Below are 26,381 nucleotides of genomic sequence, written 5' to 3'. Positions count from 1 at the left end.
AACATTTCAAAATACAAGATAAAAAATTAATTTAATGACTAAAGCATATAATATCATTCATCATAAATTTGACGTAGTAGTTGTAGGTGCAGGCGGAGCAGGTCTTCGTTCTGCATTCGGTATGGCTAAAGAAGGGCTAAATACCGCCTGTATAACTAAGCTATTTCCGACTCGTAGTCATACTGTGGCTGCACAAGGCGGAATCAGTGCAGCACTTGGGAATATGGGCGAAGATGATTGGCGTTGGCATATGTATGATACTGTTAAAGGCTCTGATTGGTTAGGTGATCAGGATGCTATCGAGTATATGTGCAAGAACGCTCCTGATGCGATTTTAGAGCTAGAGCATTACGGCGTACCTTTCTCAAGAACCGAAGAGGGAAAGATTTATCAACGTCCTTTTGGAGGAATGACTACGGAGTACGGTAAAGGAAAAGCGGCTCAGCGTACATGTGCTGCGGCAGATCGCACGGGGCATGCCATACTTCATACGTTATATCAGCAGTCACTAAAGCATAAAGTACAGTTTTTCGTTGAGTATTTTGCTATTGATTTATTGATGGAAGATGGTGAATGTAGAGGCGTAGTTGTGTGGAATTTAGACGATGGTACTCTGCATTGTTTTAGAGCTCATAATGTAGTGCTTGCAACGGGCGGATACGGGCGTGCTTATTTTTCAGCAACGTCTGCTCATACTTGTACGGGTGACGGGGGCGGTATGGCGATTAGAGCAGGTTTGCCGCTGCAAGATATGGAGTTTGTACAGTTCCACCCGACCGGTATATATTCTGCCGGTTGTCTCATTACCGAGGGAGCAAGAGGTGAAGGTGGATATCTCGTTAATGCAAACGGAGAGCGTTTTATGGAGCGTTACGCTCCAGCCGCAAAGGATTTAGCTTCAAGAGACGTAGTTTCAAGAGCGATGACTATCGAGATTCGTGAAGGGCGAGGAGTCGGCGAGCATAAAGATCACGTATTTCTGCATTTAAATCATTTATCGCCTGAAATTTTACACAGCCGTTTGCCCGGTATCTCTGAGACGGCTAAAATTTTTGCCGGTGTTGATGTCACTAAAGAGCCGATACCGGTACTTCCTACAGTTCATTATAATATGGGCGGGATACCGACTAATTACCACGGTCAAGTAATTATTAAAGACGGCACTAATCATAATAGCGTAGTAAAAGGTCTTATGGCAATTGGTGAAGCGGCTTGCGTATCGGTACACGGTGCTAATCGATTAGGTTCAAACTCTTTACTTGATTTAGTAGTATTCGGTAGAAGTAGTGCTTTAAAAGCAGCTGAGCTTATTAGTCCAGCGAGTCCCCATAAGCCTATAAAAGAGGCAAGTCTTGAAAAAATTATAAATAGATTTGATAAAGTCCGTCACGCTAACGGTAATATTTTAGTTGCAGATTTAAGGCTTAAAATGCAAAGAACTATGCAAAGCCACGCTTCGGTATTTAGAACTCAAGAAGTACTAGATGAAGGAGCAGGAATGATTAGCGAAATAAGAAACGGCTATAAAGATATAAAAATTAACGATAAATCTTTAATTTGGAATAGTGATTTAGTGGAGGCTTTAGAGCTAGATAATCTACTTGATCAGGCCTTGGTGACAGTATATTCGGCAGCTGCAAGAAAAGAAAGCAGAGGTGCTCATGCTAGGGAAGATTATCCTGATCGTAATGATGGAGATTGGATGAAGCATACTCTTAGCTCTATCGATGAAGCAGGTAAAATAGTTATTGATTATAAACCTGTAACGCTAACCACTTTAACCGATGAGATAAGTGCAATTCCACCGGCCAAGAGGGTGTATTAAAAAATCGTCATTGCGAGGAAAAACTGTAAGTTTTGTACGTCCGCAATCTCATGAAGTATTATAAAATTCCTGAGATTGCAACAATGCTTCGTTCCGGCGTTGTTGCATGGCTCGAAAAACACGCTCGGTGTCATTCCTGCGAAAGCAGGAATCCATAATAAAGCGAGATAAATCGAGCTTTTAATTTCAAAAATTTGCTGTATTTATACTTTTTTTTGGATTCCTGCTTTCGCAGGAATGACATAATACGAGCCATGCAACAACGCTCTTCGCTCCTTGCAATGACGATTCGGGTATCCACGCTGGCAATGCCTTGCGGGAATGACGTCAAACGAGTTAGGTAACGCCTTAATTTTAATTGAAATTCTTATTGCTTTGTCTACCAAAGTAATTTATACCTACTTTTGCATTTAAAAATTAAAAGAGGTATTATAATGAACGATCCTAAACAAATTGAAAAATTATACAAATTAATTGCTGCCGGAGAGGGATTCAACCCTAATTCACCTCTCGGTTCAATGATGGTGGAAACACAAGCATTAACGAAGAAGTTTGCAGTAATTAGCTTTTTTGGAGCTGTAGAAAAGCGAGAGTTAGATATGATCAAAACCTTTGTTGAAAAAGGGGAGATAGATATCAATGTTAAAAATCTTGTGCCTCAAGGTCTAATTCTAACAAGACCGACAACAGCCCTTGGTATTGCTATTGCTCAAGGAAATAGTGAAGAAGTTATAAAGTATTTATTAGCTAACGGTGCTGATCCAAAATTGGCATTTGATGATTTTAAAAAATCAGCAAATATAGACGGTATAAATCAACTAATAAAAATAGCACCTGATATGATAGCGTGCCGCAAGAAGTACATGAATCTAAACAACTAGCAACACATAGACTTTTTGCAGCTATAAAAAAAGGAGATTTATCTACAATAAAAAGCTTAATTGAAAAAAATTAGTAGATTTAGTAGATATTAATGCTAAAGAAACTTTTTTGTATAATACAACGCCGCTTAATTTTGCTATTAATCAAGAAAATAATGAAGAAGTTATAAAGTATTTATTAGCTAACGGTGCTAACCCAAGATTGGCACTTGTTGATATTATAGAAGCAGGAAATAATAATGCTTTAAACTTGTTAATGAAAGTAGCGCCTAGTATTACAGTGGATGAAGTATTTCCGCAAGTTATGGCAATGGGAATGCGTCGCTTTTTTCAAGCTGTACAAAATAAAGATTTGAGTGCGATCAAAGATTTTATTTAGTAGATATTAACGCTAAAAGTCCTATAAATGGGAAAACAGCACTTGATATTGCTGTTAATCAAGAAAATAATGAAGAAATTATAGATTATCTATTAGCTAACGGTGCGAAAGATGATACTATTGAGCCTTTAGGAATTGTGAATCCGGAAGAGTAGTATTTATGATCAAGGTTAAGAGTGATACAAACCTTGATCGTTTTATTTTTTTAAACTTAATTTAATATAAATGTTCGAATATTTAATAAAATTCTATCCAAAAATCCTTTTTATTGTAGAAGGGACTTTAGTAACTTTAAAATATAGCGTTATTGCCGTTATATTCGGTTTAGTAATAGGGATGTTGCTCGCTATTTGTAAGGTAAATAAGAATCGTGCTTTAAGACTTTTTGCAAATTTCTATACTTCTATTTTCAGAGGTACTCCTTTATTAATTCAATTAAGTATTATTTATTTTGCTTCACCTTATATCATAGGTGTTAAATTTAGTGTGTTTATGGCGGGAGCTATTTCTTTTTCCCTTAATTCGGGAGCATATGTTTCCGAAGTAATCAGGGCGGGGATTAATGCAGTTGATAAAGGGCAGTTTGAAGCGGCTGTAGCTCTTGCTATTCCAAAGTTTTTAATAATGAAAGATATAATTCTGCCGCAAGCAGTTAAAAATATTTTTCCGTCATTAGTAAATGAGCTTGTAAATTTGGTTAAAGAATCAGCCATTATTTCTATGCTTGGAGAAATGGATTTAATGCGGAGAGCACAAATTGTATCAATTGAAACATATAATTATTTTTTTCCAATGTTTATTGCTGCGTGCTGTTATTATATTTTAGTGATGTTAATCAGCTTTATAGCAAAAATAATTGAGAAAAAAATGATTGTTAATTAAAACATACTTGCTTTTATGGAAAAAGTAATTATAATTTAAATTTAGTGTAATTTACAAATTCTTATAATTTGTATTTAGAAATGATTTAAAATAAAGGGTGGAAGTATTTTTTCCCCCTTTAATTATCGTATATATAAGTTTTTTTGGAGTATTTTTTTTAATGCCGACATATAATCAATTAGTACGTTTTGGGAGAAAGTCAAAAACTCGTAAGACCAAGTCTCCTGCCTTAGAATCTAATCCTTTTAAAAGTGGTGTTTGCCTAGTTGTAAAAACCGTTACCCCTAAAAAGCCTAACTCTGCACTTCGTAAGATTGCAACGGTGCGTTTAAGTAATAAAAGAACAGTAAATGCATATATTCCCGGTGAGAAGCATAGCGTAAAGGAGCATGATAGGGTATTAGTAAGAGGCGGTCAGGTTCCTGATCTTCCGGGGGTGAAATATCATATCGTACTTGGTGCATATGATATTGCTGGAGTTAAAGGACGTAAGCAAGGTCGTTCACGTTATGGTGCTCCTCGTAAACAAGTTGCAGTTACAAAAAAATAAATTATTAGTTAGAGAGAAAAAATAAAATGTCACGTCGTCACGCCGCCGAAAAGCGAGTAATTTTACCTGATATGAAATATAACAGTATTTTACTGTCAAGATTTATCAATAATATTATGAAAGAAGGGAAGAAAGCTCTTGCAGAGAAAATTGTTTATTCAGCCTTTAATAAAATTGAAAAGAAGCATAGAGTCGATCCTTATCAAACCTTTAATAATGCTATGCATAACGTGAAGCCGCATTTAGAAGTAACTTCGGTTAGGGTTGGAGGAGCTAATTATCAAGTTCCGACGCATGTTGATGAAAGAAGAGGATATACTCTTGCTAGCCGTTGGATTATTAATGCTGCGTCAAAACGTTCTGAAAAAATGATGATTGATAAACTTGCCGAAGAGCTGTTTGAAGCTTCTAATAATAGAGGTGTCGCCATTAAGAAAAAAGAAGATACTCATAAAATGGCTGAAGCTAATAAAGCTTTCTCTCATTTTAGCCCTAAAAAAATGTAATAAGGTAGGGTATATAATGAGTAAAATAAATAAACTTGAGCATATTCGTAATATTGGGATATGTGCTCACATTGATGCCGGTAAAACCACAACTACCGAACGTATTTTATATTATACCGGTAAATCGCATAAAATAGGTGAAGTTCATGAGGGCGGTGCTACCATGGACTGGATGGAGCAGGAGCAAGAACGCGGTATAACCATTACCTCAGCTGCTACTACTTGTAGATGGCAAGATAAGATAATTAATATTATCGATACTCCCGGACACGTTGATTTTACTATCGAAGTAGAGCGTTCGCTTCGTGTTCTTGACGGTGCGGTTGCAGTATTTGACGGCGTAGCAGGTGTTGAACCTCAGTCTGAAACGGTTTGGAGGCAAGCAGATAAATATAATGTTCCTAGAATGTGTTTTGTCAATAAAATGGACAGAATGGGAGCAGATTTTTATAGATGCGTTGAAATGATCAAAGATCGTTTAGGAGCAAAACCGCTTGTTATTCAGTTGCCTGTAGGGATTGAAGAAAGTTTTAAAGGTATAATTGATCTTGTTAAAATGAAAGCAGTGATTTGGAAAGATGAATCACTTGGAGCTGAGTATTTTGAAGAAGATATACCTGCCGATATGAAAGACAAGGCTGAAGAATATCGTGCTAAATTACTTGATATGGTTGTTGAGTTAGATGACGCGATCATGGAAAAATATTTATCAGGTGAAGAAGTAACAGAAGAAGAGATTAAAAGATTAATCAGAAGAGGTACTATTTCAGCAGCATTTTATCCGGTTTTATGCGGTAGTGCTTTTAAAAATAAAGGAGTACAGCCTTTACTTGATGCTGTAGTAGATTTCCTACCTTCGCCTATTGATATAGGTATAGTAAAAGGTATGGAAGTAAGTACCGGTGAAGAAAAAGATTTTCCTATTTCAATAACTGAGCCTTTTTCAGCTTTAGCATTTAAAATTATGAATGATCCGTTTGTCGGCTCATTAACTTTTATTAGAATATATTCAGGGAAAATTACTTCCGGATCAACTGTTATTAATACTGTAAAGAATAAAAGAGAAAAAATCGGCAGAATGCTATTAATGCATGCTAATAATCGTGAAGACGTAAAAGAAGCATCAGCAGGTGATATAGTAGCTTTAGCAGGGCTTAAAGATACTACTACGGGTGATACGTTATCCGATATGGATAAGCAAGTAATCTTAGAAAGAATGGAGTTTCCGGAGCCGGTAATTGAGCTTGCGGTAGAACCTAAATCAACAGCCGATCAAGAAAAAATGGGTCTTGCACTTTCTCGTTTAGCAGCTGAAGATCCATCATTTAGAGTTTCAACGGATCATGAAACAGGACAAACAGTGATAAAAGGAATGGGAGAACTCCATTTAGAAATTATCATTGACCGTATGAGAAGAGAGTTTAAGGTTGAAGCAAATATTGGAGCTCCTCAAGTAGCATATCGTGAAACTATAACAAAAGCTTGCGAAATCGATTATACCCATAAGAAACAATCCGGAGGTGCAGGACAATTTGCTCGTGTAAAAATTATTTTTGAGCCTCTAAAAGAGGTAAAAGATCTAAAAGATGAAGATAAAAATAAAACTTTTGTCTTTGAAAGTAAAATCGTCGGCGGTGCCGTACCTAAAGAATATATACCAGGTGTTGAAAAAGGTTTAAATAATATTAGAGAAACCGGTGTTATTGCCGGTTATCCTATGATTGATTTTAAAGCAACTTTAGTTGACGGTGCGTTTCATGATGTAGATTCTAGTGTACTTGCGTTTGAAATTGCTGCAAAAGCAGCCTTTAGAGAAGGGATGCCGAAAGGTAATCCTAAATTACTTGAGCCTATTATGAAAGTTGAAGTTATCACTCCTGATGAATATATGGGTGATATTATAGGTGATTTAAATAGTCGTAGAGGGCAAATTCAAAGCATGGATCCAAGAGGGAATGCTCAAGTAGTTACTGCGAATGTTCCGTTAGCGGAAATGTTTGGTTATGTTAATACGCTTAGGTCTTTATCTCAAGGTAGAGCTCAGTTTAGTATGATATTTTCTCATTATGATCAAGTGCCGAGTCAGGTAGCTGATATTATTAAAGCTAAAAAATAATTGATGGATCTAATTAGATATAATTACTGTCATGTCTTGCAAAGGTAAATGTTGTTTTACTGTGACAGCTTATAAATTAGAAGTACCGATTATTATAGTAATTTTTTAATAATAACAAATATTTTTAATAAATTTATTGATTTTTTATTAAAAATATGATAGGAGTGTAGCTCAATTGGTAGAGCACCGGTCTCCAAAACCGGAGGTTGCGGGTTCGATGCCTGTCGCTCCTGCCATTATAGGTTTAGAGCTTTTTTGCTATAAAATATAGAATTTTTACAAAATTTGCTTATAGAGAAAAATTTGAAAGAGATACTTCACCTCGAATCGCAGCGTACATGCTAGTATGTGAGAATTTCAGTGCTGGATCATTGTCTCAATTACCTCTAGAAGCAGAATTTTGTAAGAAGTCTAATAAATTACCTAACAAAAATATGTTTAAAGAATATAAAATTTATAAGTTTTTTGAACAAGTTAAACAAGAAACTTATAAGGTAGTTTGGCCAACTAGAAAAGAGCTTGTTGCTTCAACATTAGTAGTGGTAGTAGCAGTTTTTATTTTTAGCCTAATTTGTTTGGTACTTGATTATAGTATACATAACATAATGCAGCTTTTGCTTAATATCGGCAAATAGTATAAGGAATAAATTGTGACAGAACAGAGTATAGATAATATATTGCCTTCTTCTGAAAAAAATGTAAAGCAGTGGTATGTAGTACATACGGCATCAGGAGCAGAGAAACGCATTAAAGAAGATATGCTTAGAAGAATCGCTAAACAGAAAATGACGGATTTTTTTGAAGATATATTAATACCTGTTTTTGGAGTTTCTGAAGTTAAACGCGGTAAAAATGTCAAGGTAGAAAAAAAACTAATGCCGAGTTATATCTTGATAAAGATGAATATGACTGATAAATCTTGGCATTTAGTAAAAAATATACCAGGAGTAACCGGCTTTTTAGGAAGCAAGACCACACCAAAAGCTCTTACGGAAAGCGAAATACAGAATATTTTTAATAATTTGGAAGCAGAAGCTAAAGAAACAAAGAATTCTAAATTGTATGAAGTTGGTGAAATAGTGATTGTTACAGACGGTCCTTTTGAAACTTTCACCGGTACGGTAGAAGAAATAGATCAAGAAAAAAATAGGTTAAAAGTTTCAGTATCAATATTTGGTAAAGCAACTCCAATAGAACTAAATTTTAACCAAGTAAAGAAAAACGATTAAAGGTAGTTAGATTTTTATACTAATCAGTATATTGTTGCTATTAGCCTAATAAAGATCGCTGATGTCATTCCTGCGAAAGCAGGAATCCAGCACAACTTATAAAACACTTGTTTTTTTAAGATATATTTTATTTTAGATTCCTGCTTTCGCAGGAATGACAAGTTTATACACTATTAATTTAAGAGAAAAATAAGGATATTTATAAATGTCTCAGAAAGCAATAAAAGGTTATATTAACTTGATAATTCCGGCAGGCGGAGCCACTCCTGCTCCTCCTATAGGACCGGCTCTTGGGCAAAGAAAAGTTAATATTAAAACATTTTGTGATGAATTTAATAATAGTACAAAAGATACGGAAAAAGGAGTACCTTTGCCGACTTTAATTACTGTTTATGAAGATAGTAGTTTTTCTTTTAAAATAAAAACTCCTCCTGCCTCTTATTTTTTAAAGAAATATGCTAGAATTACTAAAGGTTCTAGTGCTACTAAGAAAGAAGCCGTAGTAGGTAAAGTTACTATGGATGATTGTCGTGAAATTGCAAAGTTAAAAATGCCTGATTTAAATACAAAAGATATTGAAGCAGCAACAAAAATTATTTGTGGTAGTGCTGCATCTATAGGACTTGAAGTGGTAGGGAATTAATTATTATGTCAAATAAGAAAGATGTTGCCGTAAAAATCAGCGGCGGTAAAAAAATAAGAGAAGCTAGAGAAAAAGTAAAATCAGATGCTTTATATAATTTAACAAATGCAGTTGAACGATTAAAGTCAGCATCATATGTTAAATTTGATCCAACCTTAGAAATAGTTATGAAGTTTGGAATTGATCCTAGGCATTCCGATCAAATGGTACGTGGTGTAGTTAATTTACCTGCCGGTACAGGTAAAACCGTAAGAGTTGCTGTTATTTGTAAAGAAGAAAGAGAAGAAGAAGCTAAAAGTGCTGGGGCAGATTTAGTAGGTTCAACAAATATTATTGATGAAATTAAAGCAGGGAAAATTAATTTCGATGTATGTATAGCTACTCCCGATATGATGGCAGTTATAGGTTCAGTTGCAAGAATTTTAGGACCAAAAGGTTTAATGCCTAACCCTAAACTTGGTACCGTAACTTTAGATATTAAAAATGCTATTAAAAATGCTAAAAGCGGTCAAGTAGAATATAGAGCAGAGAAAGCAGGTATAATTCATGCGGGGCTTGGAAAATTATCTTTTTCAGACCAAGATTTATTAAAAAATTTAAATGCGTTTATTGAGGCAGTAATTAAAGCGAAACCTGCCGGATTAAAAGGAAGTTATTTAAAAGCAATGTATTTATCTTCTACTATGGGAGCATCGGTACAAATAGATTTAACTAGTATAGCATAATTTTTATAGCCGTTTAACGGTAGTATAGTAATAATAAAAAAGTTTTGTTATTTTAAGCATTTGTATCAGTTTAAATATATTAAACTGTGTTATAAAAGGAGAATTAAAAGGTGTTAAGATCAGAAAAACCGGTAGCAGTAGAGGATATTGTAAATATTTATAAAGAATCGCCCTCCGTAATTATTACTCATTACCATGGATTAACCGTTAGTCAAGTGAGTTCACTTAGAGACTCACTTAAATCTAAAGAAGCAGGTTTTAAAGTAGTTAAAAATACTTTAGCAAAAATAGCTGCAAATCAAACAGGGCTTGATAGTATTGCTAATTTATTTGCAGGTCCTACTGCTATTGTTTATTCTAAAGAACCGGTTGAGATGGCAAAATTAGTAGTTAATTTTGCTAAGGCTAATGATAATCTTAAGATTATTGGTGGAATAGTCGATAATCACGTATTAGATGAACATTCAATAAAAGAACTTTCTAAGCTACCTTCACTTAATGAGCTTAGAGGTAAAATTGTTGGGTTATTACAAGCACCGGCTACTAAGGTTGTAGGTGTTTTACAAGCCCCGTCTTCGAGTATGGCGAGAGTAATACAAGCACATGCTAGTAAAAATTAACTTAAAGGTTACTGCACTAGGGATTTTAATTGATAATTAAAGAGCTTTTATAGTGAAAATTAATAAGGTTTTTTATAGGAAATTGTTCTTATTTAAAAAAAATCTTATAATTTGCAACAAAAAAGAATTTAATTAACTTTGAAATACCTGATGCAGTAATCTCTCAATATAAAAAAAGTAAAAAGGAAAAAATTATGGCAGATTTAGCTAAAATTGAAGAACAATTATCATCATTAACATTAATGCAAGCAGCTGAGCTTGTGAAAATGCTAGAAGAAAAATGGGGTGTATCTGCAGCAGCACCTGTAGCTGTAGCAGCTGCCGGTGCAGCAGCTCCTGCGGCTGAAGCAGCTGCTGAAAAAACTGAGTTTGAAATAGTTTTAATGGCTGCAGGTGATAAGAAAGTTGAAGTAATTAAAGTCGTAAAAGATATTACGGGTCTTGGTTTAATTGAAGCTAAGAAATTAGTTGATGAAGCTCCAAAGCCTATGAAAAGCAATGTGAAAAAAGCTGAAGCTGAAGAAATCAAAGGTAAGTTAGAAGCTGCTGGAGCAAAAGTTGAATTAAAATAATTATTTCTGCACTAGGTTCTGTAAAGAAAAATTAAATTATTCGTATTTTTAGATATTTTTAAGTAAAAATTAATAAGATTCTTGTTGGAACAGTTATCTTTATTCCAAAAAAAATCTTGTGGTTTTCAATCAAAAACAACTAAATATAGATTAATTTTTTTACAGGACCTAATATTTTTTGTATTACATGATGAAATATTTTATAGCTTTAAATTAACTTCTTAAAATCTAAAAAGCCTTATTTTAGTAATTAAATTTGAATAAGGCTTTTTTGTTTAAAAATTATTTTAAAGCTAATGTAAGTTATTTTTTTGAAATAGGTTAAAGCTATTACATTGAAAATCTTATTAATTAAAATAATTTTGTTAACGTACCATACGTCTAGAAATTTAAATTATTGAAATTTTCTAGGTTCTGTGAACATTTATAATTGATTTTTAATGAAAATTAATGAGATTTTTGAAGGAATAGTACCTAATTTAAAAAAAATCTTATAATTTTTTGTAACAAACAAATAACCAAAATCAAATCTTTTTGAAAATGTTCGCAGAGCCTACACAAGATCTAAATAGGAAACTTACTAGGTTTCTTTAATTTAAGTTCTATGTAAAAAAATTTAAAACAGTATATTTTATTTTACTGCAAATTATAAGCATTTTATTGAAATAGGTAGCTATTCCAATAAAAATTTTACTGTTTAAAATATAAATAATTTAAATTTTATATACAGAACCTAGGTTTTGAACACTTTTGATTAATGATTATAATTAGGATATATTTTTAAGCAAAAATTAATAAGATTTTTGAGAGGATAGGTTATTACTATTTCAAAAAAACTTATGATTTACAGCTAAAAAGAGCCATAATTATGATTATTCTATTAAAAATGTATAGGACCTAATCACTTCAATACGGGCAGTAATTTTATCAGTCAGGAGATTATATGGTTTCATTAAGGGATAATATAGAAGCACAACCCTTGTCACATAATAGAAGAATAAGAAAAAATTTCGGTCATATAAATTTAGTAGCAGATATACCGAATTTGATTGAAATTCAAAAAAATTCATATGAAAAAAACTTTCTACAGTTAAATATTAAAGATTCTGAAAGAAAAAATAAAGGTTTACAATCTATATTAAACTCAATTTTTCCTATTTCAGATTCCTCCAATATTGCTAATTTAGAATTTGTAAAATATGAATTCGATACTCCAAAATATGATGTAGAAGAGTGCAGTCAAAGAAGTTTAAGTTATGCTGCTCCTCTTAAAGTTACTTTAAGGTTAAGTATTTGGGATATAGATGAGGATACCGGTACTAGAGAAATTAAAGGGATTAAAGAGCAAGAAGTATATATGGGTGATATCCCATTAATGACTAAAAACGGTACTTTTATCATTAACGGTACAGAAAGAGTAGTTGTATCGCAAATGCATCGCTCACCTGGCGTATTCTTTTATCATGATGAAGGAAAAGTCCACTCTTCCGGCAAGCTTTTATATTCTGCTCGTGTTATTCCATATAGAGGATCTTGGCTTGATTTAGAATTCGACGCTAAGGATGTTATTTATTTTAGGATTGATAGAAAAAGAAAGCTTTATGCTACTACTTTGCTTAGAGCTATAGGTATGAGTACTGAAGAAATTATAAAATTTTATTATAATTCAGTAACTTATAAGCTTGTTAAAAATAAAGGTTGGGCGGTTAAATTTATACCTCAGCATATTACTGCTCATCGTTTAACAAGTGATTTAGTAGATGCAGATACCGGAAATGTTTTACTGAAAGCAGGGCAAAAAATTACTCCGCGTTTAGCTAAAAAATATTTCGGGGAAGGGCTTAATAATATTTTAGTAGCTCATGAAACTTTAATCGGCAAATATCTATCCGAAGATTTAAGGGATCCTGCAAGCGATGAAGTATTAGCAAAAATCGGTGAAATGATAACTAGCGATATGCTAAATGTTATTAATGATCTTAAAATTAAAAATGTTAATGTATTAGTAATCAATCCTCAATCCGGTCCATATATAAGAAATACCTTATTTGCTGATAAGAATCAGGACCGTGAGGCAGCATTATGTGACATTTTTAGAGTTTTAAGACCCGGTGAACCTGCTAATATAGAAGCGGCTGAAAACCTGTTTTATAATTTATTCTTTGATGCGGAAAGATATGACCTTTCAGAAGTCGGACGAATAAAAATGAATTCTAGGTTAGAGCTGAATATTTCTGAAGAAGTTACGGTTTTAACAATTGATGATATTAAAAATATCGTAAGAGTTTTAGTAGAGCTTAAAGACGGTAAAGGTATCATAGACGATATTGATCATTTAGGTAATAGAAGGGTTAGATCGGTAGGTGAATTGATAGAAAATCAATTTAGAATAGGTTTAGTCCGGATGGAAAAATCTGTAATTGAAAGGATGTCGGCAGGTGATGTTGATACCGTAATGCCTCATGATTTAGTAAATTCCAAGATTTTAGTTTCAGTCGTAAAAGAATTTTTTAGTACCTCCCAATTATCCCAATTTATGGATCAAACAAATCCATTATCGGAAATAACTCATAAAAGAAGGCTGTCGGCACTCGGTCCCGGGGGGCTTAGTCGAGATCGAGCAGGTTTTGAGGTGCGTGACGTACATCCGACTCATTACGGTCGTATTTGTCCTATTGAAACACCTGAAGGTCAGAATATCGGGTTAATTAACTCTATGGCTACTTATGCTAGGATAAACAAACACGGTTTTATAGAGAGTCCGTATAGAAGAGTTAAAGATAGGCATGTAACTGATGAAGTGGTATATCTTTCTGCTATTGAAGAAGGTAAATACAAAATTGGACAAGCAAATTCTAAAGTTGATAAAGACGGAAAGTTACAAGGAGAGTTTATTAATTGCCGTGTTGAAGGCGGTAATTTTGTAATGGTAGAACCGCAAGAGGTAGATTTTATTGATGTGACTCCTATGCAGGTAGTATCGGTTGCGGCTTCTCTTATACCTTTCTTAGAAAACGATGATGCTAACCGTGCTTTGATGGGTTCAAACATGCAAAGACAAGCCGTTCCTTTAATTAAAACAGATGCACCTTTTGTAGGTACCGGAGTTGAAGGGGTAGTAGCTAAAGATTCCGGAGCATCAGTACTTGCATTACATGACGGTATTGTTGAGCAGGTAGATTCAAATAGAATAGTGATTAGAACTCTAGAACAAAAGATTGACGGTTCTCCTTCTGTTGATATTTATAATTTATTAAAATTCCAAAAATCCAATCATAATACTTGTATAAATCAAAAGCCTTTAGTTAAGGTCGGTCATTACGTTAAGAAAAACGATATTATAGCTGATGGTCCTAGTACGGATAACGGTGAAATTGCTTTAGGTAGAAATGTGCTTGTGGCTTTCTTACCTTGGAACGGTTATAATTTTGAAGATTCAATTTTAATATCTGAACGTATAGTAAAAGAGGATGTATTTACATCTATTCATATTGAAGAGTTTGAAGTAATAGCTAGAGATACACGCCTTGGTCCTGAAGAAATTACCCGTGATATACCGAATGTAAGCGAAGAAGCGTTGCGTCATCTTGATGAAGTCGGAATAATTTATGTAGGTGCAGAAGTAAAAGCCGGTGATATTTTAGTCGGAAAAGTAACACCGAAAAGTGAATCGCCTATTACTCCTGAAGAGAAGCTACTACGTGCTATTTTCGGGGAAAAAGCTTTTGATGTAAAAGATTCATCTCTGCATGTACCTTCCGGAGTTAGCGGAACTGTAGTAGAAGTAAGGGTATTTTCTCGTAGGGGTGTAGAAAAAGACCAGCGAGCTATTGCTATTGAAAAACAACAAATTGAAAAATTAGCAAAAGACAGAGACGACGAATTAGAAATTATTGAGCATTTTGTGTTTAGTTGGCTTGAAAAGCTTTTAATAGGGCAGGTGATTGTTAACGGTCCTAAGCAAGTAAAAGCAGGACAAACAATTACTAGTGAAATGCTAAAAGGTTTATCTAAAGGGCAATTTTGGCAGCTTACCGTGGAAGATGCAAATGTAATGAATGAAATAGAGCAAATTAAAGTTCATTATGATGAGAAAAAAGATGCCCTCGATAAAAGATTTGCTACTAAGGTAGAGAAATTGCAAAGCGGTGATGATTTACCTCAGGGAGCTTTAAAAGTAGTAAAAGTATTTATCGCAACTAAGCATAAATTACAGCCCGGGGATAAGATGGCAGGAAGGCACGGAAATAAAGGGGTTATTTCACGTATCGTACCTGAAGAAGATATGCCGTTTTTAGAAGATGGAACTGTGGTAGATATCGTTCTTAACCCTCTAGGCCTTCCGTCTCGTATGAATATAGGGCAGATTTTAGAGACGCATCTTGGGTGGGCATCAATAAATTTAGCAAAAAAAATATCTACCTTAGTAAAGGAATATAAAAATAAACATATAGGTATTGAGCAGATTAAGAAATTCTTACTTGAGCTATACGGAGAGAATATTAATTATATACTTGAAAGATCGGAAGAAGAGATTATATCTTTCTGTAATAAAGTAAGTAAAGGCGTACATTTTGCAACTCCTGTATTTGACGGAGCAAAAGTTCAGGACGTTAAAGATATGTTAAAACTTGCCGGTCAAGATCCTTCAGGACAAGTAAAATTAATTGACGGTAGAACCGGTGAATATTTTGACCGTCTAGTGACCGTTGGACAGAAATATTTGCTGAAGCTGCATCACTTAGTCGATAATAAAATTCACTCTCGTTCTATAGGACCTTATAGCTTAGTAACTCAGCAACCGCTTGGAGGTAAGTCTCATTTCGGTGGACAGCGTTTCGGAGAAATGGAATGCTGGGCATTACAAGCTTACGGTGCGGCTTATACGTTACAGGAAATGTTAACGGTTAAGTCGGATGACGTAAACGGTAGGATCAAAACTTACGATTCTATAGTACGTGGTGAAAATAATTTTGAATCAGGCATTCCTGAATCATTTAATGTTATGATAAAAGAATTTAGATCTTTATGTCTTAACGTAAAGCTTGAAGTAACTTCGAGCTAGTTCTTCTGTGGATACTACCTCGTCATTGCGAGCAGCCGTAGGCTGCGTGGCAATCTCATGAAATAATAACAAACTCCTGAGATTGCTTTGTCGAATTACTATGTAATTCTTCTCGCAATGATGAGGTGGTATCCAAGGAACAATGCCAGGCGGGAATGACATATAAAGAAGTATACGATGTAATTTTTAAGGAAAAGTATTTATGAGCGTAGTAAATTTTTACGGACAATTAAGTAATACTCAACAATTTGATCAAATAAGGATTAATATAGCAAGTCCTGATCAAGTACGTTCGTGGTCTTTCGGTGAAGTAACAAAACCTGAAACAATTAACTATCGAACCTTTAAACCTGAGAAAGATGGTTTATTTTGTGCAAGAATTTTTGGTCCGGTAAAAGATTACGAATGTCTCTGCGGTAAATATAAGCGGATGAAAAATCGTGGTATTACATGTGAGAAATGCGGCGTTGAAGTTACGGTTTCTAGAGTAAGACGTGAAAGAATGGGGCATATTGAACTTGCAGCTCCCGTTGCTCACATTTGGTTTTTAAAGTCACTACCTTCAAGAATTAGTACGCTTCTTGATATGACAATGCGAGATGTAGAAAAGATTCTTTATTTTGAAAATTATGTAGTAGTTGACCCAGGGTTATCGATTTTACAAAAAGGCGAACTCTTAACAGAGGAAGAATTACAGAAAGCAAAAGATAAGTACGGTGAAGATGCATTTACTGCCTCTATAGGTGCAGAAGTAATACAACAAATGCTTAAAGAGATTGATTTTTTAAAGTTAAAGCAAGAATTATACGAGGAATTACAAACCACTTCCTCAGAAGTCAAAAAGAAAAAATTAGTAAAGCGTTTAAAATTAGTAGAGGATTTTTTAGAGTCGGAAAACAAGCCGGAATGGATGATTATGGATGTTTTGCCGGTTATTCCTCCTGAAATTAGACCGCTTGTTATGCTTGACGGCGGAAGATTTGCTACTTCGGACTTAAATGAACTTTATAGAAGAGTAATTAATAGAAATAATCGTTTAAAGAAACTAATAGAGTCAAAAGCTCCTGATATAATAGTCAGGAACGAAAAAAGAATGTTACAAGAAGCGGTGGATGCGTTATTTGATAACGGTCGTCGAGGTAGAGCAGCGAAAAATGCTAATAAGCGTCCATTTAAGTCATTAAGTGATATGCTTAAAGGTAAGCAAGGTCGTTTCCGTCAGAACCTACTTGGTAAAAGGGTTGACTATTCAGGACGTTCGGTTATCGTGGTCGGGTCTGAGCTTAAGCTTCATCAGTGCGGTTTACCTAAAAAAATGGCATTGGAGCTATTTAAGCCGTTTATTTATTCTAAGCTTGAGTTGTACGGTATTGCTACAACTATTAAAGCCGCAAAAAGAATGGTGGAAGCTGAAAAGCCTGAAGTTTGGGATGTGCTTGAAGAAGTCATAAGAGAGCATCCGGTTTTACTTAATAGAGCTCCGACATTGCATAGATTAGGTATTCAAGCATTTGAACCGCTATTAATCGAAGGTAAAGCGATTCAGCTTTATCCGCTTGTTTGTGCTGCGTTTAATGCAGATTTTGACGGTGATCAGATGGCGGTACATATTCCGTTATCGATTGAAGCACAGCTTGAAGCTAGGGTATTTATGATGTCTACAAATAATATCTTAAGCCCTGCAAACGGACGTCCTATTATTGTACCGGATAAAGATATAGTACTTGGTTTATATTATCTAACCCTTGCATTTGATAATGAAGTAGGCGAAGGGATGATGTTCTCAGATTTAGCTGAGATGGAACATGCCTTATATAATAAATTTATAACTATTCATACAAAGATAAAATATCGTAGAAATCAGCTAAATGCCGAAGGTAAAATGGTCCCTGTTATCATTGATACTACTTACGGTAGGTTAATGGTCGGTGAATTATTGCCTTCTAACCCTAATATAGAATTCAAGTTTATTAATAAACAACTAACTAAAAAAGACATATCATTAGTTATAGATTTAGTTTATCGTCACTGCGGTCAAAAAGCTACGGTAATTTTTGCCGATCAGCTAATGAAACTAGGTTTTAAATATGCTTGTTCTTCAGGTATTTCTTTTGGAATGGACGATATGGTAGTACCGGAATCTAAGAGTACTCATATCAATGAAACTCAGCTTGAAATAAAAGAATTTGAACAACAATATTCAAACGGTTTAATTACTTATGGAGAGAAATACAATAAAGTAGTTGATGCTTGGTCAAGATGTACCGATAGAGTAGCAAACGACATGATGAAAGAGATTGCTACGCCGCCGGTTAGTGATGATCCGAATCATCAAAAAATAAATGCTATATATATGATGGCTATCTCCGGAGCAAGAGGTTCTTTCCAGCAAATTAAGCAGTTAGGCGGTATGCGAGGTTTAATGACCAAATCAAACGGTCAAATTATACAAACTCCTATTATCTCTAACTTTAAGGAAGGATTAACTGAATTTGAGTGTTTTAATTCTGCTAACGGAATGCGTAAAGGTCAAATAGATACGGCTTTAAAAACAGCAAGCTCAGGTTACTTAACAAGAAAATTAGTAGACGTTGCACAAGATTGTATTATTACCGAAAAAGATTGTGGAACTGATAAAGGGATTGAAGTTAAGAGTGTTATTGAAGGGGGAGAAGTTATAGTACCTTTAGCTGAAAAGATTTTAGGCCGTACTGCTGCTATCGATATATTTCATCCTGTAACTAATGATCTAATTCTCAATAAAGGCGAGCTTATTAATGAAGCAAAGTTAGAGCAGATTGAGTCGGCTGGACTCGACAGAATTATGATAAAATCCGTATTAACCTGTGAAAGTACTACCGGTATATGTAGCATATGTTACGGTAGGGATCTTGCTACCGGTACGTTGGTGTCGGAGGGTGAGGCAATCGGGGTTATTGCTGCTCAATCTATCGGTGAACCAGGTACGCAGCTTACAATGAGAACTTTCCATATCGGAGGAGCGGCAACAAAAGGTGCTGAAGTTTCTTCCGTAGAAGCTTCCTATGACGCAAAAGTGAAAATTATAAGTCGTAACGTTGTTATTAATTCCGAAGAACGTAAAATTGTTATGAGCCGAAATTGTGAATTATTATTACTTGATAATAACGGTAATGAAAAGGCTCGTCATAAAATTCCATACGGTGCTAGATTACTTGTTGATGACGGTGATATGGTTATTAAAACTCAAAAACTAGCGGAGTGGGATCCTTATACTATACCGATTATCACGGAGAAATCAGGTAAAGTTTTATTCAAAGATATGGTTGAGGGTATTTCTATTCGTGACGTAACTGACGAGGCTACTGGAATACCGAGTAAAGTTATTATTGAATCAAAGCAATATTCACGCGGTGCAGAATTACGTCCGCGTATACAGCTTTTAGATGCTAAAGGTGAAGTTATAGCCTTATCAAACGGTTTAGAAGCTAGATATTACTTGCCGGTTGGAGCAGTTTTAAGCGTAGAAGACGGAGTACAAATATCTGTAGGTGATATTATTGCACGTATACCGAAAGAATCAACCACTACTAAAGATATTACCGGTGGTTTACCGAGAGTTGCCGAGCTTGTAGAAGCAAGACGCCCTAAAGATCACGCAGTTATTGCCGAAATTGACGGTAGAGTAGAATTCGGTAAAGACTATAAATCTAAGAGACGTATTATTATACATCCGATTGATGAAACAATGTCTATTGAGTATATGGTACCCAAAGGCAAGCATGTTGTAGTTAACGAAGGTGACTTTGTTAAAAAAGGCGATTTATTGATTGATGGTAATCCAGTACTTCAAGATATTTTAAAAGTAATGGGTGTAGAGGTTCTTGCAAATTATATTGTTAAAGAGGTGCAAGCCGTTTATCGTCTACAAGGTGTAAAGATTGATGATAAGCACATAGAAGTTATTATTCGTCAGATGTTACAAAAAGTAGAAATCACGGATTCAGGTGGCACTACCTTATTAGCAGGGGAAAAAATAGATAGACATGAATTCGAGGAGATAAATGAAAAAGCTATTAAAAACGGTTTAAAACCTGCTGAAGCACAATTAATATTACAAGGTATTACTAAAGCTTCTCTGCAAACTAGATCGTTTATCTCTGCGGCATCATTCCAAGAGACTACTAGAGTTTTAACTGAAGCAGCTATTGCCGGTAAAATAGATAAGCTACGAGGGCTAAAAGAAAACGTGATAGTTGGACGATTGGTACCTGCGGGAACCGGTTACTTTATGGATAAAATGCGTAAAGCAGCTGTAAAGCTTGATGAAGAGAATGTATAAATATACTTGATTCTTGTAAGGCGTTATTGCGTGGATACTGAAAGTCGTCATTGCGAACGACCTAAGCGTTGTTGCATGGCTTGATTTCACCACTGGCATCTCGTGGTCAAGCCTATAGTACCGGACATTTTTCGTTTCATGTCATTCCCGCGTAGGCGGGAATGACATCGAGTTATGCTGGATTCCTGCTTTCGCAGGAATGACATAGGTATACACGCGGGCAATGCTTTCCTAGCTAGAAGTGGGAATCCAGAAAAATAATCTTACTACGCATTATTGATAAAAAAAGCCTATAAAAAACTTAGTTTTTATAGGCTTTTTCTTATTTTGTAGGAATGATTCTTTAATAACAAGCAATCGGTGCTGTTAAATGCTCGTAAGTTTGACCTAAATAAGATACTGGTTGTTCAAAGATATACGTATTATTGTTATCATAATTATAATTACCGTATAATTGTAATCTTGCTAAAGAATCTTCATATCGGAAGTTTTCAAGTATTTCTTGATTTTTAGATATCTGAATTTCTGCTAAACAATGTTCAATATAAGTTTTCAGCACCTCTTGACAAATTCCATCATGTAAAGCTTTTAACATGAGTAAGTTTACTAATGGGTTAATACCATTATTTGCATTAGTAGTAATCGTAGCTTCTTCGTGTTTTTGATTAATCTTTCCAAACTGCACTTCTAGAGGTGATTTAGACGTCGAGCCTAGACTCGCATCCTCACATATGTCTATGGTGGCAAGCACTTCTGTGTCTCCCTTAAATTCCTCTCTATAAGCTGGTTTAGAAAGATGTCTCACAGGCAATTCAGAAATTAAAGGCTCTTCATTGCTTACTTCTACCTTATCTATTTCAAGATTTTCTGCTTCAGCATTGATTTTTTCTTCAAAATTTATCTCTGGGAAAAGTGCTTTCACATCCGTTATTTCAAGCTTTTCTCCTTTTTTACCTACTTCATAAGCTTTAGAAACAATTTGTTTATAAATAACGTCAATTAATTCTCGTTTTGTTTGTGTTTCATCAGAATAATTAATTCCTCCTTCATTCCAAAACTTTACTATTTTAGAAAAAGCAGGAATATATTTACCGGTCTTTGCTAAAAATTTTTGTATAAATGTAGGTTCAACAAGAGGTGCTAATGTAGGGTTTTCTTCATATTTTTTAAATACATACTCGACAATTTTAGGTATATTTTGATCTGCTTCTATTTCGTCAGGTAAGCCGTGTAATATTTTTTTGGCTATTGCTTGATCCATCTTCTTATACAAAATATTAACCCCTATCCGTGTCCATACAGGATTAGCCGTAAAACAAAGCTTTGTTACATAAAATGCTAGCGATATAGGTAGAGATAATAACTTTAAATAGTTAAGGCAAGTATATCGTATTGGATGAGGCGTGAGGCTATAAATCTCATCCATATCTTGGTTTAGCTCACATGATGTTTTAATCATTGTATACTTCTGCTTAATTAAATGAGAAGTGATGTCATGTACTGGCATATTATTACTTAAATTTAACTAATTCGACAGCAAAATATAAAAAACATTAACATTTGTCAAATGCTATTTAATGAGATTTTGTTTTAAATCAATTATAATACTTGCAAAGTTTTATCAAGATAAATAGAATTATCCAAAGTCAAAAGTAATATAAGGAATGAGTATGCTTAACATAAATTTTGTGAATGAAGAATCATCTACTAATCAGGGTCTAGTAGTTTTTATTGATGAACAGTTAAAGCTTGATAGTAATTTAATAGGACTTGATCAACAACATCACGGATTAATTTCTAAAACTATTCAGAATAAACTGCAGTTTACCGGTAAATATGGACAGATTAAAGTTATTCCGTCTGTGATTAAATCAGGCGAGGTTAGATATTTGATAATAGCAGGTCTTGGGAATGAAGAAAAATTAACTGAAGCAAAAATTGAAGAGTTAGGCGGTAAAATCTTACAACATGCAATTTGTGCTAAAATTTCTACTATCTGCTTAAAACTTACAAATAGAATTAGCAGGTTTACATCTCAAACATTTGCATCTTTAGTTGCTAGTGGGGCGTTTCTTGCTTCTTACAGATTTAATAAATATAGAACTACCTTAAAAGAAGCAGAGAAGTTTGCAGTAGAGTCAATTGAGATTTTTACCGATAATAGTACTGAAGCGGCAAAATTATTTGAAGTCAAAAAATTAATTGCTGAGGCAGTATTTTTTACAAGGGATATATGTAATGAACCGTCAAATATTAAAACTCCGCAAGTTTATGCTGAAAGAATAGTTGATATACTTGAACCGTTCGGAGTAGATGTTGACGTTATCGGTGAACGTGAGATGAAAAATCTTGGTATGGGAGCATTACTTGGAGTTGGTCAAGGTTCACAAAACGAGTCAAAATTAGTAGTGATGGAATATAAAGGCGGCAATAAAGATGTTCCGACTATTGCTTTGGTTGGTAAAGGAGTGATTTTTGATACAGGCGGTATTTCCTTAAAGCCGTCAAGTAATATGCATTTAATGAGATACGATATGGGAGGTTCTGCAGCGGTCGTGGGTGCTATGATTGCGGTTGCTGGTCAAAAATTACCTGTAAATATAGTTGGTGTTGTAGGGCTTGTTGAAAATATGCCGTCCGGTAATGCACAGCGTCCAGGGGATGTGGTAACTACTATGTCAGGGCAAACTGCCGAGGTTTTAAATACCGATGCAGAAGGGCGTTTAGTACTTGCTGATGCAGTTTGGTATGCACAAGAAAAATTTAAGCCTAAATGCGTGATTGACGTTGCAACTCTAACAGGAGCGATAACCGTGGCACTCGGTAGTACATATGCCGGTTGTTTTTCCAATAATGATGAGCTAGCTGATAAGTTAATAAAAGTAGGGGAAGAAGTTAATGAAAAACTTTGGAGAATGCCGCTTCATGATGAGTACGATGCAATGATTAACTCCGACATAGCCGATATGGCAAATATAGGGAACGTACCGGGAGCTGCTGGAAGCTGCACGGCTGCACATTTCATTAAACGTTTCATTAAAGATGGAGTAGATTGGGCTCATTTAGATATAGCAGGTGTTGCAAATAGTAATAAAGCTTCAGCACTCGGTCCGAAAGGGGCAGTGGGGTATGGCGTGAGACTACTTGAGAAATTCATTAAAGAATATATTTAACGTTATTCTAGAGTCGCTTTGTTGCGTAGAAACCGAGTCGTCATTGCGAGCAGCCATAGGCTGTGTGGCAATCTCATGCAATAATAACAAACTCCTGAGATTGCTTCGTCAAAACTTACAGTTTTTCCTCGCAATGACGAAAAGTCATCTATTTGCTATTCGTTTATTCTGAATATAATTATGAACACAATAAATAAACCTTATATATTTGTTATAGGTAATGAAAAGGGTGGGGCAGGTAAAACTACCTGCTGCATGCACCTAATAATAGCTCTGCTTTATCAAAATTATTCGGTAGTAAGTATCGATACCGACTCACGTCAAGGTTCTTTAACCAGCTATTTAAAAAATCGGGATTTATATAATCAGCAAAATCCTGATAAACCGGTATTAGTACCGAAACATTTTCATATATCGGAAAGCGATGCGGAAGAACAAGCAAAGAGTTTTGAGAAAGTACTTGCGAATAATCAGGATGCCGATTATATAGTGATTGATACCCCAGGTAGTCATACTCCTTTATCAAGAGTTGCTCATTCTTACGCCGATACAATTATTACACCGATTAATGACAGCTTTCTAGATTTAGACGTAATAGCAAAAATTGATAGCAAGGATGAAATTATTAGCCCATCAATATATAGTCAAATGATTTGGGAACAGAAAATGGAGCGTGCTAGTCGTGATAGAATTAGTATAGATTGGGTAATACTGCGTAATCGTTTAAGTAATCTTGATGCATTAAATAAAAGACGCGTAGGGAATGTATTAGCTAAACTTGCTAAAAGAATTAACTTTAAACTCGCAGAAGGGTTTAGTGAACGTGTAATATATAGGGAGTTATTTTTACAAGGTCTAACATTACTTGATCTAAAAACTGCAAAATATGATAGAGCATTTAATAGCTCACACGTACTTGCACGTCAAGAATTACGAAATTTTTTAGACTTTCTAGGTATTAAGGCTGCATTCAAAGGTTAATTTCTATTAAAGTTTTTCTTGTATAAAGTTAAAAAATATATATAATGGGCAAAATTAATATGTTTTAACTTTATAAGGGAAACAAATGCCAAATATTGCTGAAAATATTTCAAAACTACCAGAAGAACAAGAAAAAGTTAATAAGCTTGTTGATCAATACAAAAATTTAACTCCGGAAGAACAAAAAATTGTTGATAGAAAACTTAAGTCACATTTTACAAAAGAAGAGCTAGAACAAGATGAGCTTAAATTAAGAATGAATAACATACGTAGTAATTTGTCCAATAAAGACCAAGAAAAACTACAAGCAGGTAATAATTCTATAGGTGAAATAGCAAAAGATGTATTATCGTTAGTTAAAGGAATAATAAATCTAGTAGAAAATGTTGCAGAGATAATTAAAAACCCTAAGAAAGCAATATATGAATGGATTAAAGGTGAGTTAAATCAGAGTCTTCCCGATTAAGTGTGTAAACTTTTCCAAAAGCCTAGATTCTTTCGTCAAATTTTATTAAAAAATGAGCCATAGCCTTGTTCCAATTTGGTATGGGCATGGACCATTTTTTGGTCATGTAATCAATTGCCAAATATAAGCTTTTAAAAACAGCATTATCATTTGGAAAAACACGTTTATTTTTTGTGACTTTTCGGAGTTGACTATTAACAGATTCCACAGCATTTGTTGTATAAATTATTTTCCGTATTTCTTCAGGGTATCCTAAGAAAATCATTAAATTATCCCAGTGAACATACCAAGATTTAGCAATTTGAGGATATTGTTTATTCCATTTAGATTCAAAAGCCTCTAAAGCGGAAAGTGCTTCTTTTTCTGTGCTAGTGTATAAATAGGTTTTAAATCACCAGCAAGCTCTTTCCGGTCCTTATATGATACATATCGTAAACTATTTCTAATTTGATGTACAATACATAATTGATGCTCCGTCTTTGGAAAAACAGCACCTATAGCTTCAGACATACCATTAAGGTTATCGCTACATGCTATCAGTATGTCTTGTATACCTCTATTTTTCATCTCAGTAAAATTTCCAAGCCAAAATTTAGCCCCTTCATTCTCACTGATCCATAATCCCAAAATATCTTTCCGCCCTTCTAAATCAATACCTAATGCAACATATACCGATTTATTGATAATCCGTTTATCCTGACGTACTTTTACTATTAAACAATCAAAAAATACTATAGCATATACTGGATCTAATGGACGGCTTTGCCATAGCTTAACATCCTCTATTATATCATCTGTGATTTGGCTAATTAAACTCTCGCTTACATCAGCTCCATATAACTCCTGAAGCTGTAATTTTATATCTGATAAACTCATACCTTTAGCATACAAAGATAGTACTTTATCATCAAAACCATCAAGTCTTCTTTGACGCTTTGCTACTAATGATGGTGCAAAACTGCTATTTCTATCTCTTGGCACTTCAATCTCAACAGCACCATTCTTTGTAATCAGATTCTTTGTGTTATAACCATTACGTGAATTCTGAGCATCACTTTGATTGTACTTGCTATATCCTAAATGATTATTCATCTCAGACTGTAGAGCTCTCTCTACAAGACGCTTGGTTATTTCTTTTAATAAACCATCTTCCCTGAATAATATTGATACATCTGTATCATTATTGATCAATAAATCTATCGCTTGTTCCATTGCAGCATTTTGTTTCTGTGTCATTGTAATTTCTCTTTTTGTTATATTTTCTTTTATACAACCTTTGAGAAATTTACACACTTATTTGGACAGTGCCTTAAATCAAGTAAAACCGGAGCAACAAAATTATCAGCAACTCCCATCAAAGCCAAAAGCTGCTGCAATATCAAGATAAAATTTTGGCAAGATAAAACTTTAGTTTTTATTTGCGAAACTCTGTAATTTTATGTATATG

At 34.4% G+C, this 26,381-nt stretch carries 20 protein-coding genes, 1 tRNA gene and 2 pseudogenes; 21 read left to right on the top strand and 2 right to left on the bottom strand.

The annotated features are described in order from the left end of the window. Positions 1-34: 34 nt before the first annotated feature. The 17 genes from sdhA (at position 35) to rpoC (ending at position 20,314) form a co-directional block, all read left to right on the top strand. Positions 35-1,825 (top strand): succinate dehydrogenase flavoprotein subunit, encoded by a 1,791-nt coding sequence (gene sdhA / locus RF_RS06145; RefSeq protein WP_011271467.1) that lies wholly within the window; start codon positions 35-37, stop codon positions 1,823-1,825. A gap of 434 nt (positions 1,826-2,259) precedes the next feature. Next, on the top strand, positions 2,260-2,706 hold the full coding sequence (locus tag RF_RS06140) for an ankyrin repeat domain-containing protein (RefSeq protein ID WP_011271466.1): 447 nt from the start codon (positions 2,260-2,262) through the stop codon (positions 2,704-2,706). A gap of 109 nt (positions 2,707-2,815) precedes the next feature. After that, complete coding sequence (locus tag RF_RS06135) at positions 2,816-3,085, top strand: ankyrin repeat domain-containing protein (protein ID WP_011271465.1); 270 nt, start codon at positions 2,816-2,818, stop codon at positions 3,083-3,085. A gap of 5 nt (positions 3,086-3,090) precedes the next feature. Beyond that, on the top strand, positions 3,091-3,240 hold the full coding sequence (locus RF_RS12065; protein ID WP_486598758.1) for an ankyrin repeat domain-containing protein: 150 nt from the start codon (positions 3,091-3,093) through the stop codon (positions 3,238-3,240). 70 nt (positions 3,241-3,310) lie between these two features. Further along, positions 3,311-3,967 (top strand): amino acid ABC transporter permease, encoded by a 657-nt coding sequence (locus RF_RS06130; RefSeq protein WP_011271464.1) that lies wholly within the window; start codon positions 3,311-3,313, stop codon positions 3,965-3,967. A 160-nt stretch (positions 3,968-4,127) separates the two neighbouring features. Next, a complete protein-coding gene (gene rpsL / locus RF_RS06125) occupies positions 4,128-4,517 on the top strand; it encodes a 30S ribosomal protein S12 (RefSeq protein ID WP_004996647.1) in 390 nt (129 codons plus the stop codon). Between the two features lie 26 nt (positions 4,518-4,543). Further along, on the top strand, positions 4,544-5,023 hold the full coding sequence (gene rpsG, locus RF_RS06120) for a 30S ribosomal protein S7 (protein WP_011271463.1): 480 nt from the start codon (positions 4,544-4,546) through the stop codon (positions 5,021-5,023). Between the two features lie 16 nt (positions 5,024-5,039). Further along, positions 5,040-7,139: an elongation factor G gene (gene fusA / locus RF_RS06115; protein WP_011271462.1), complete on the top strand. Its 2,100-nt coding sequence runs from the start codon at positions 5,040-5,042 to the stop codon at positions 7,137-7,139. A 160-nt stretch (positions 7,140-7,299) separates the two neighbouring features. Further along, positions 7,300-7,375 (top strand) — tRNA-Trp (locus tag RF_RS06110). A gap of 198 nt (positions 7,376-7,573) precedes the next feature. Beyond that, a complete protein-coding gene (secE, locus tag RF_RS06105) occupies positions 7,574-7,774 on the top strand; it encodes a preprotein translocase subunit SecE (RefSeq protein WP_004996644.1) in 201 nt (66 codons plus the stop codon). 15 nt (positions 7,775-7,789) lie between these two features. After that, positions 7,790-8,368 (top strand): transcription termination/antitermination protein NusG, encoded by a 579-nt coding sequence (nusG, locus tag RF_RS06100; RefSeq protein ID WP_011271460.1) that lies wholly within the window; start codon positions 7,790-7,792, stop codon positions 8,366-8,368. A gap of 205 nt (positions 8,369-8,573) precedes the next feature. Next, complete coding sequence (gene rplK, locus RF_RS06095) at positions 8,574-9,011, top strand: 50S ribosomal protein L11 (protein WP_011271459.1); 438 nt, start codon at positions 8,574-8,576, stop codon at positions 9,009-9,011. Positions 9,012-9,016: 5 nt separating this feature from the next. Next, positions 9,017-9,736 carry a 50S ribosomal protein L1 gene (gene rplA / locus RF_RS06090; protein WP_011271458.1) on the top strand — a complete coding sequence of 240 codons (720 nt, stop codon included), beginning with the start codon at positions 9,017-9,019 and terminating at the stop codon, positions 9,734-9,736. 110 nt (positions 9,737-9,846) lie between these two features. Then, entirely contained in the window at positions 9,847-10,356 is a 510-nt protein-coding gene (gene rplJ / locus RF_RS06085) for a 50S ribosomal protein L10 (protein WP_011271457.1), read from the top strand. A 194-nt stretch (positions 10,357-10,550) separates the two neighbouring features. Then, the gene (gene rplL / locus RF_RS06080) at positions 10,551-10,928 is read left to right on the top strand and encodes a 50S ribosomal protein L7/L12 (protein ID WP_011271456.1); all 378 of its coding nucleotides are present in this window, start codon (positions 10,551-10,553) and stop codon (positions 10,926-10,928) included. Positions 10,929-11,871: 943 nt separating this feature from the next. Beyond that, positions 11,872-15,993, top strand: a complete 4,122-nt coding sequence (gene rpoB / locus RF_RS06075) for a DNA-directed RNA polymerase subunit beta (protein WP_011271455.1) — start codon at positions 11,872-11,874, stop codon at positions 15,991-15,993. Positions 15,994-16,195: 202 nt separating this feature from the next. Next, positions 16,196-20,314: a DNA-directed RNA polymerase subunit beta' gene (gene rpoC / locus RF_RS06070; protein ID WP_011271454.1), complete on the top strand. Its 4,119-nt coding sequence runs from the start codon at positions 16,196-16,198 to the stop codon at positions 20,312-20,314. Positions 20,315-20,657: 343 nt separating this feature from the next. Here the strand turns inward: rpoC and RF_RS06065 are convergent, their stop codons facing one another. Beyond that, positions 20,658-21,821, bottom strand: coding sequence for a palindromic element RPE1 domain-containing protein (locus RF_RS06065; protein ID WP_011271453.1), 1,164 nt, complete (start codon positions 21,819-21,821; stop codon positions 20,658-20,660). A gap of 163 nt (positions 21,822-21,984) precedes the next feature. Between RF_RS06065 and RF_RS06060 the strand changes: the two genes are divergently transcribed. The 3 genes from RF_RS06060 to RF_RS06050 all read left to right on the top strand — a co-directional run bounded on the left by RF_RS06060 (position 21,985) and on the right by RF_RS06050 (position 24,934). Continuing rightward, positions 21,985-23,487, top strand: coding sequence for a leucyl aminopeptidase (locus RF_RS06060; protein WP_039595173.1), 1,503 nt, complete (start codon positions 21,985-21,987; stop codon positions 23,485-23,487). A gap of 180 nt (positions 23,488-23,667) precedes the next feature. Next, the gene (locus RF_RS06055) at positions 23,668-24,468 is read left to right on the top strand and encodes a division plane positioning ATPase MipZ (protein WP_011271451.1); all 801 of its coding nucleotides are present in this window, start codon (positions 23,668-23,670) and stop codon (positions 24,466-24,468) included. A gap of 85 nt (positions 24,469-24,553) precedes the next feature. Continuing rightward, positions 24,554-24,934, top strand: coding sequence for a hypothetical protein (locus RF_RS06050; protein ID WP_011271450.1), 381 nt, complete (start codon positions 24,554-24,556; stop codon positions 24,932-24,934). Between the two features lie 22 nt (positions 24,935-24,956). Here the strand turns inward: RF_RS06050 and RF_RS06045 are convergent. Next, a pseudogene (locus RF_RS06045) lies at positions 24,957-26,170 on the bottom strand (IS256 family transposase). A 70-nt stretch (positions 26,171-26,240) separates the two neighbouring features. On the opposite strand from RF_RS06045, the pseudogene RF_RS11630 reads away from it, so the two are divergent. After that, a pseudogene (locus RF_RS11630) lies at positions 26,241-26,321 on the top strand (DUF3106 domain-containing protein); the annotation flags it as partial. Between the last annotated feature and the right edge of the window lie 60 nt (positions 26,322-26,381).

Origin of the sequence: Rickettsia felis URRWXCal2 (assembly GCA_000012145.1) — a bacterium.
Taxonomy (GTDB): Bacteria; Pseudomonadota; Alphaproteobacteria; order Rickettsiales; family Rickettsiaceae; genus Rickettsia; species Rickettsia felis.
Note: the sequence above shows the minus strand (reverse complement) of the source record. Positions and strands in the feature narration are given on the sequence as shown.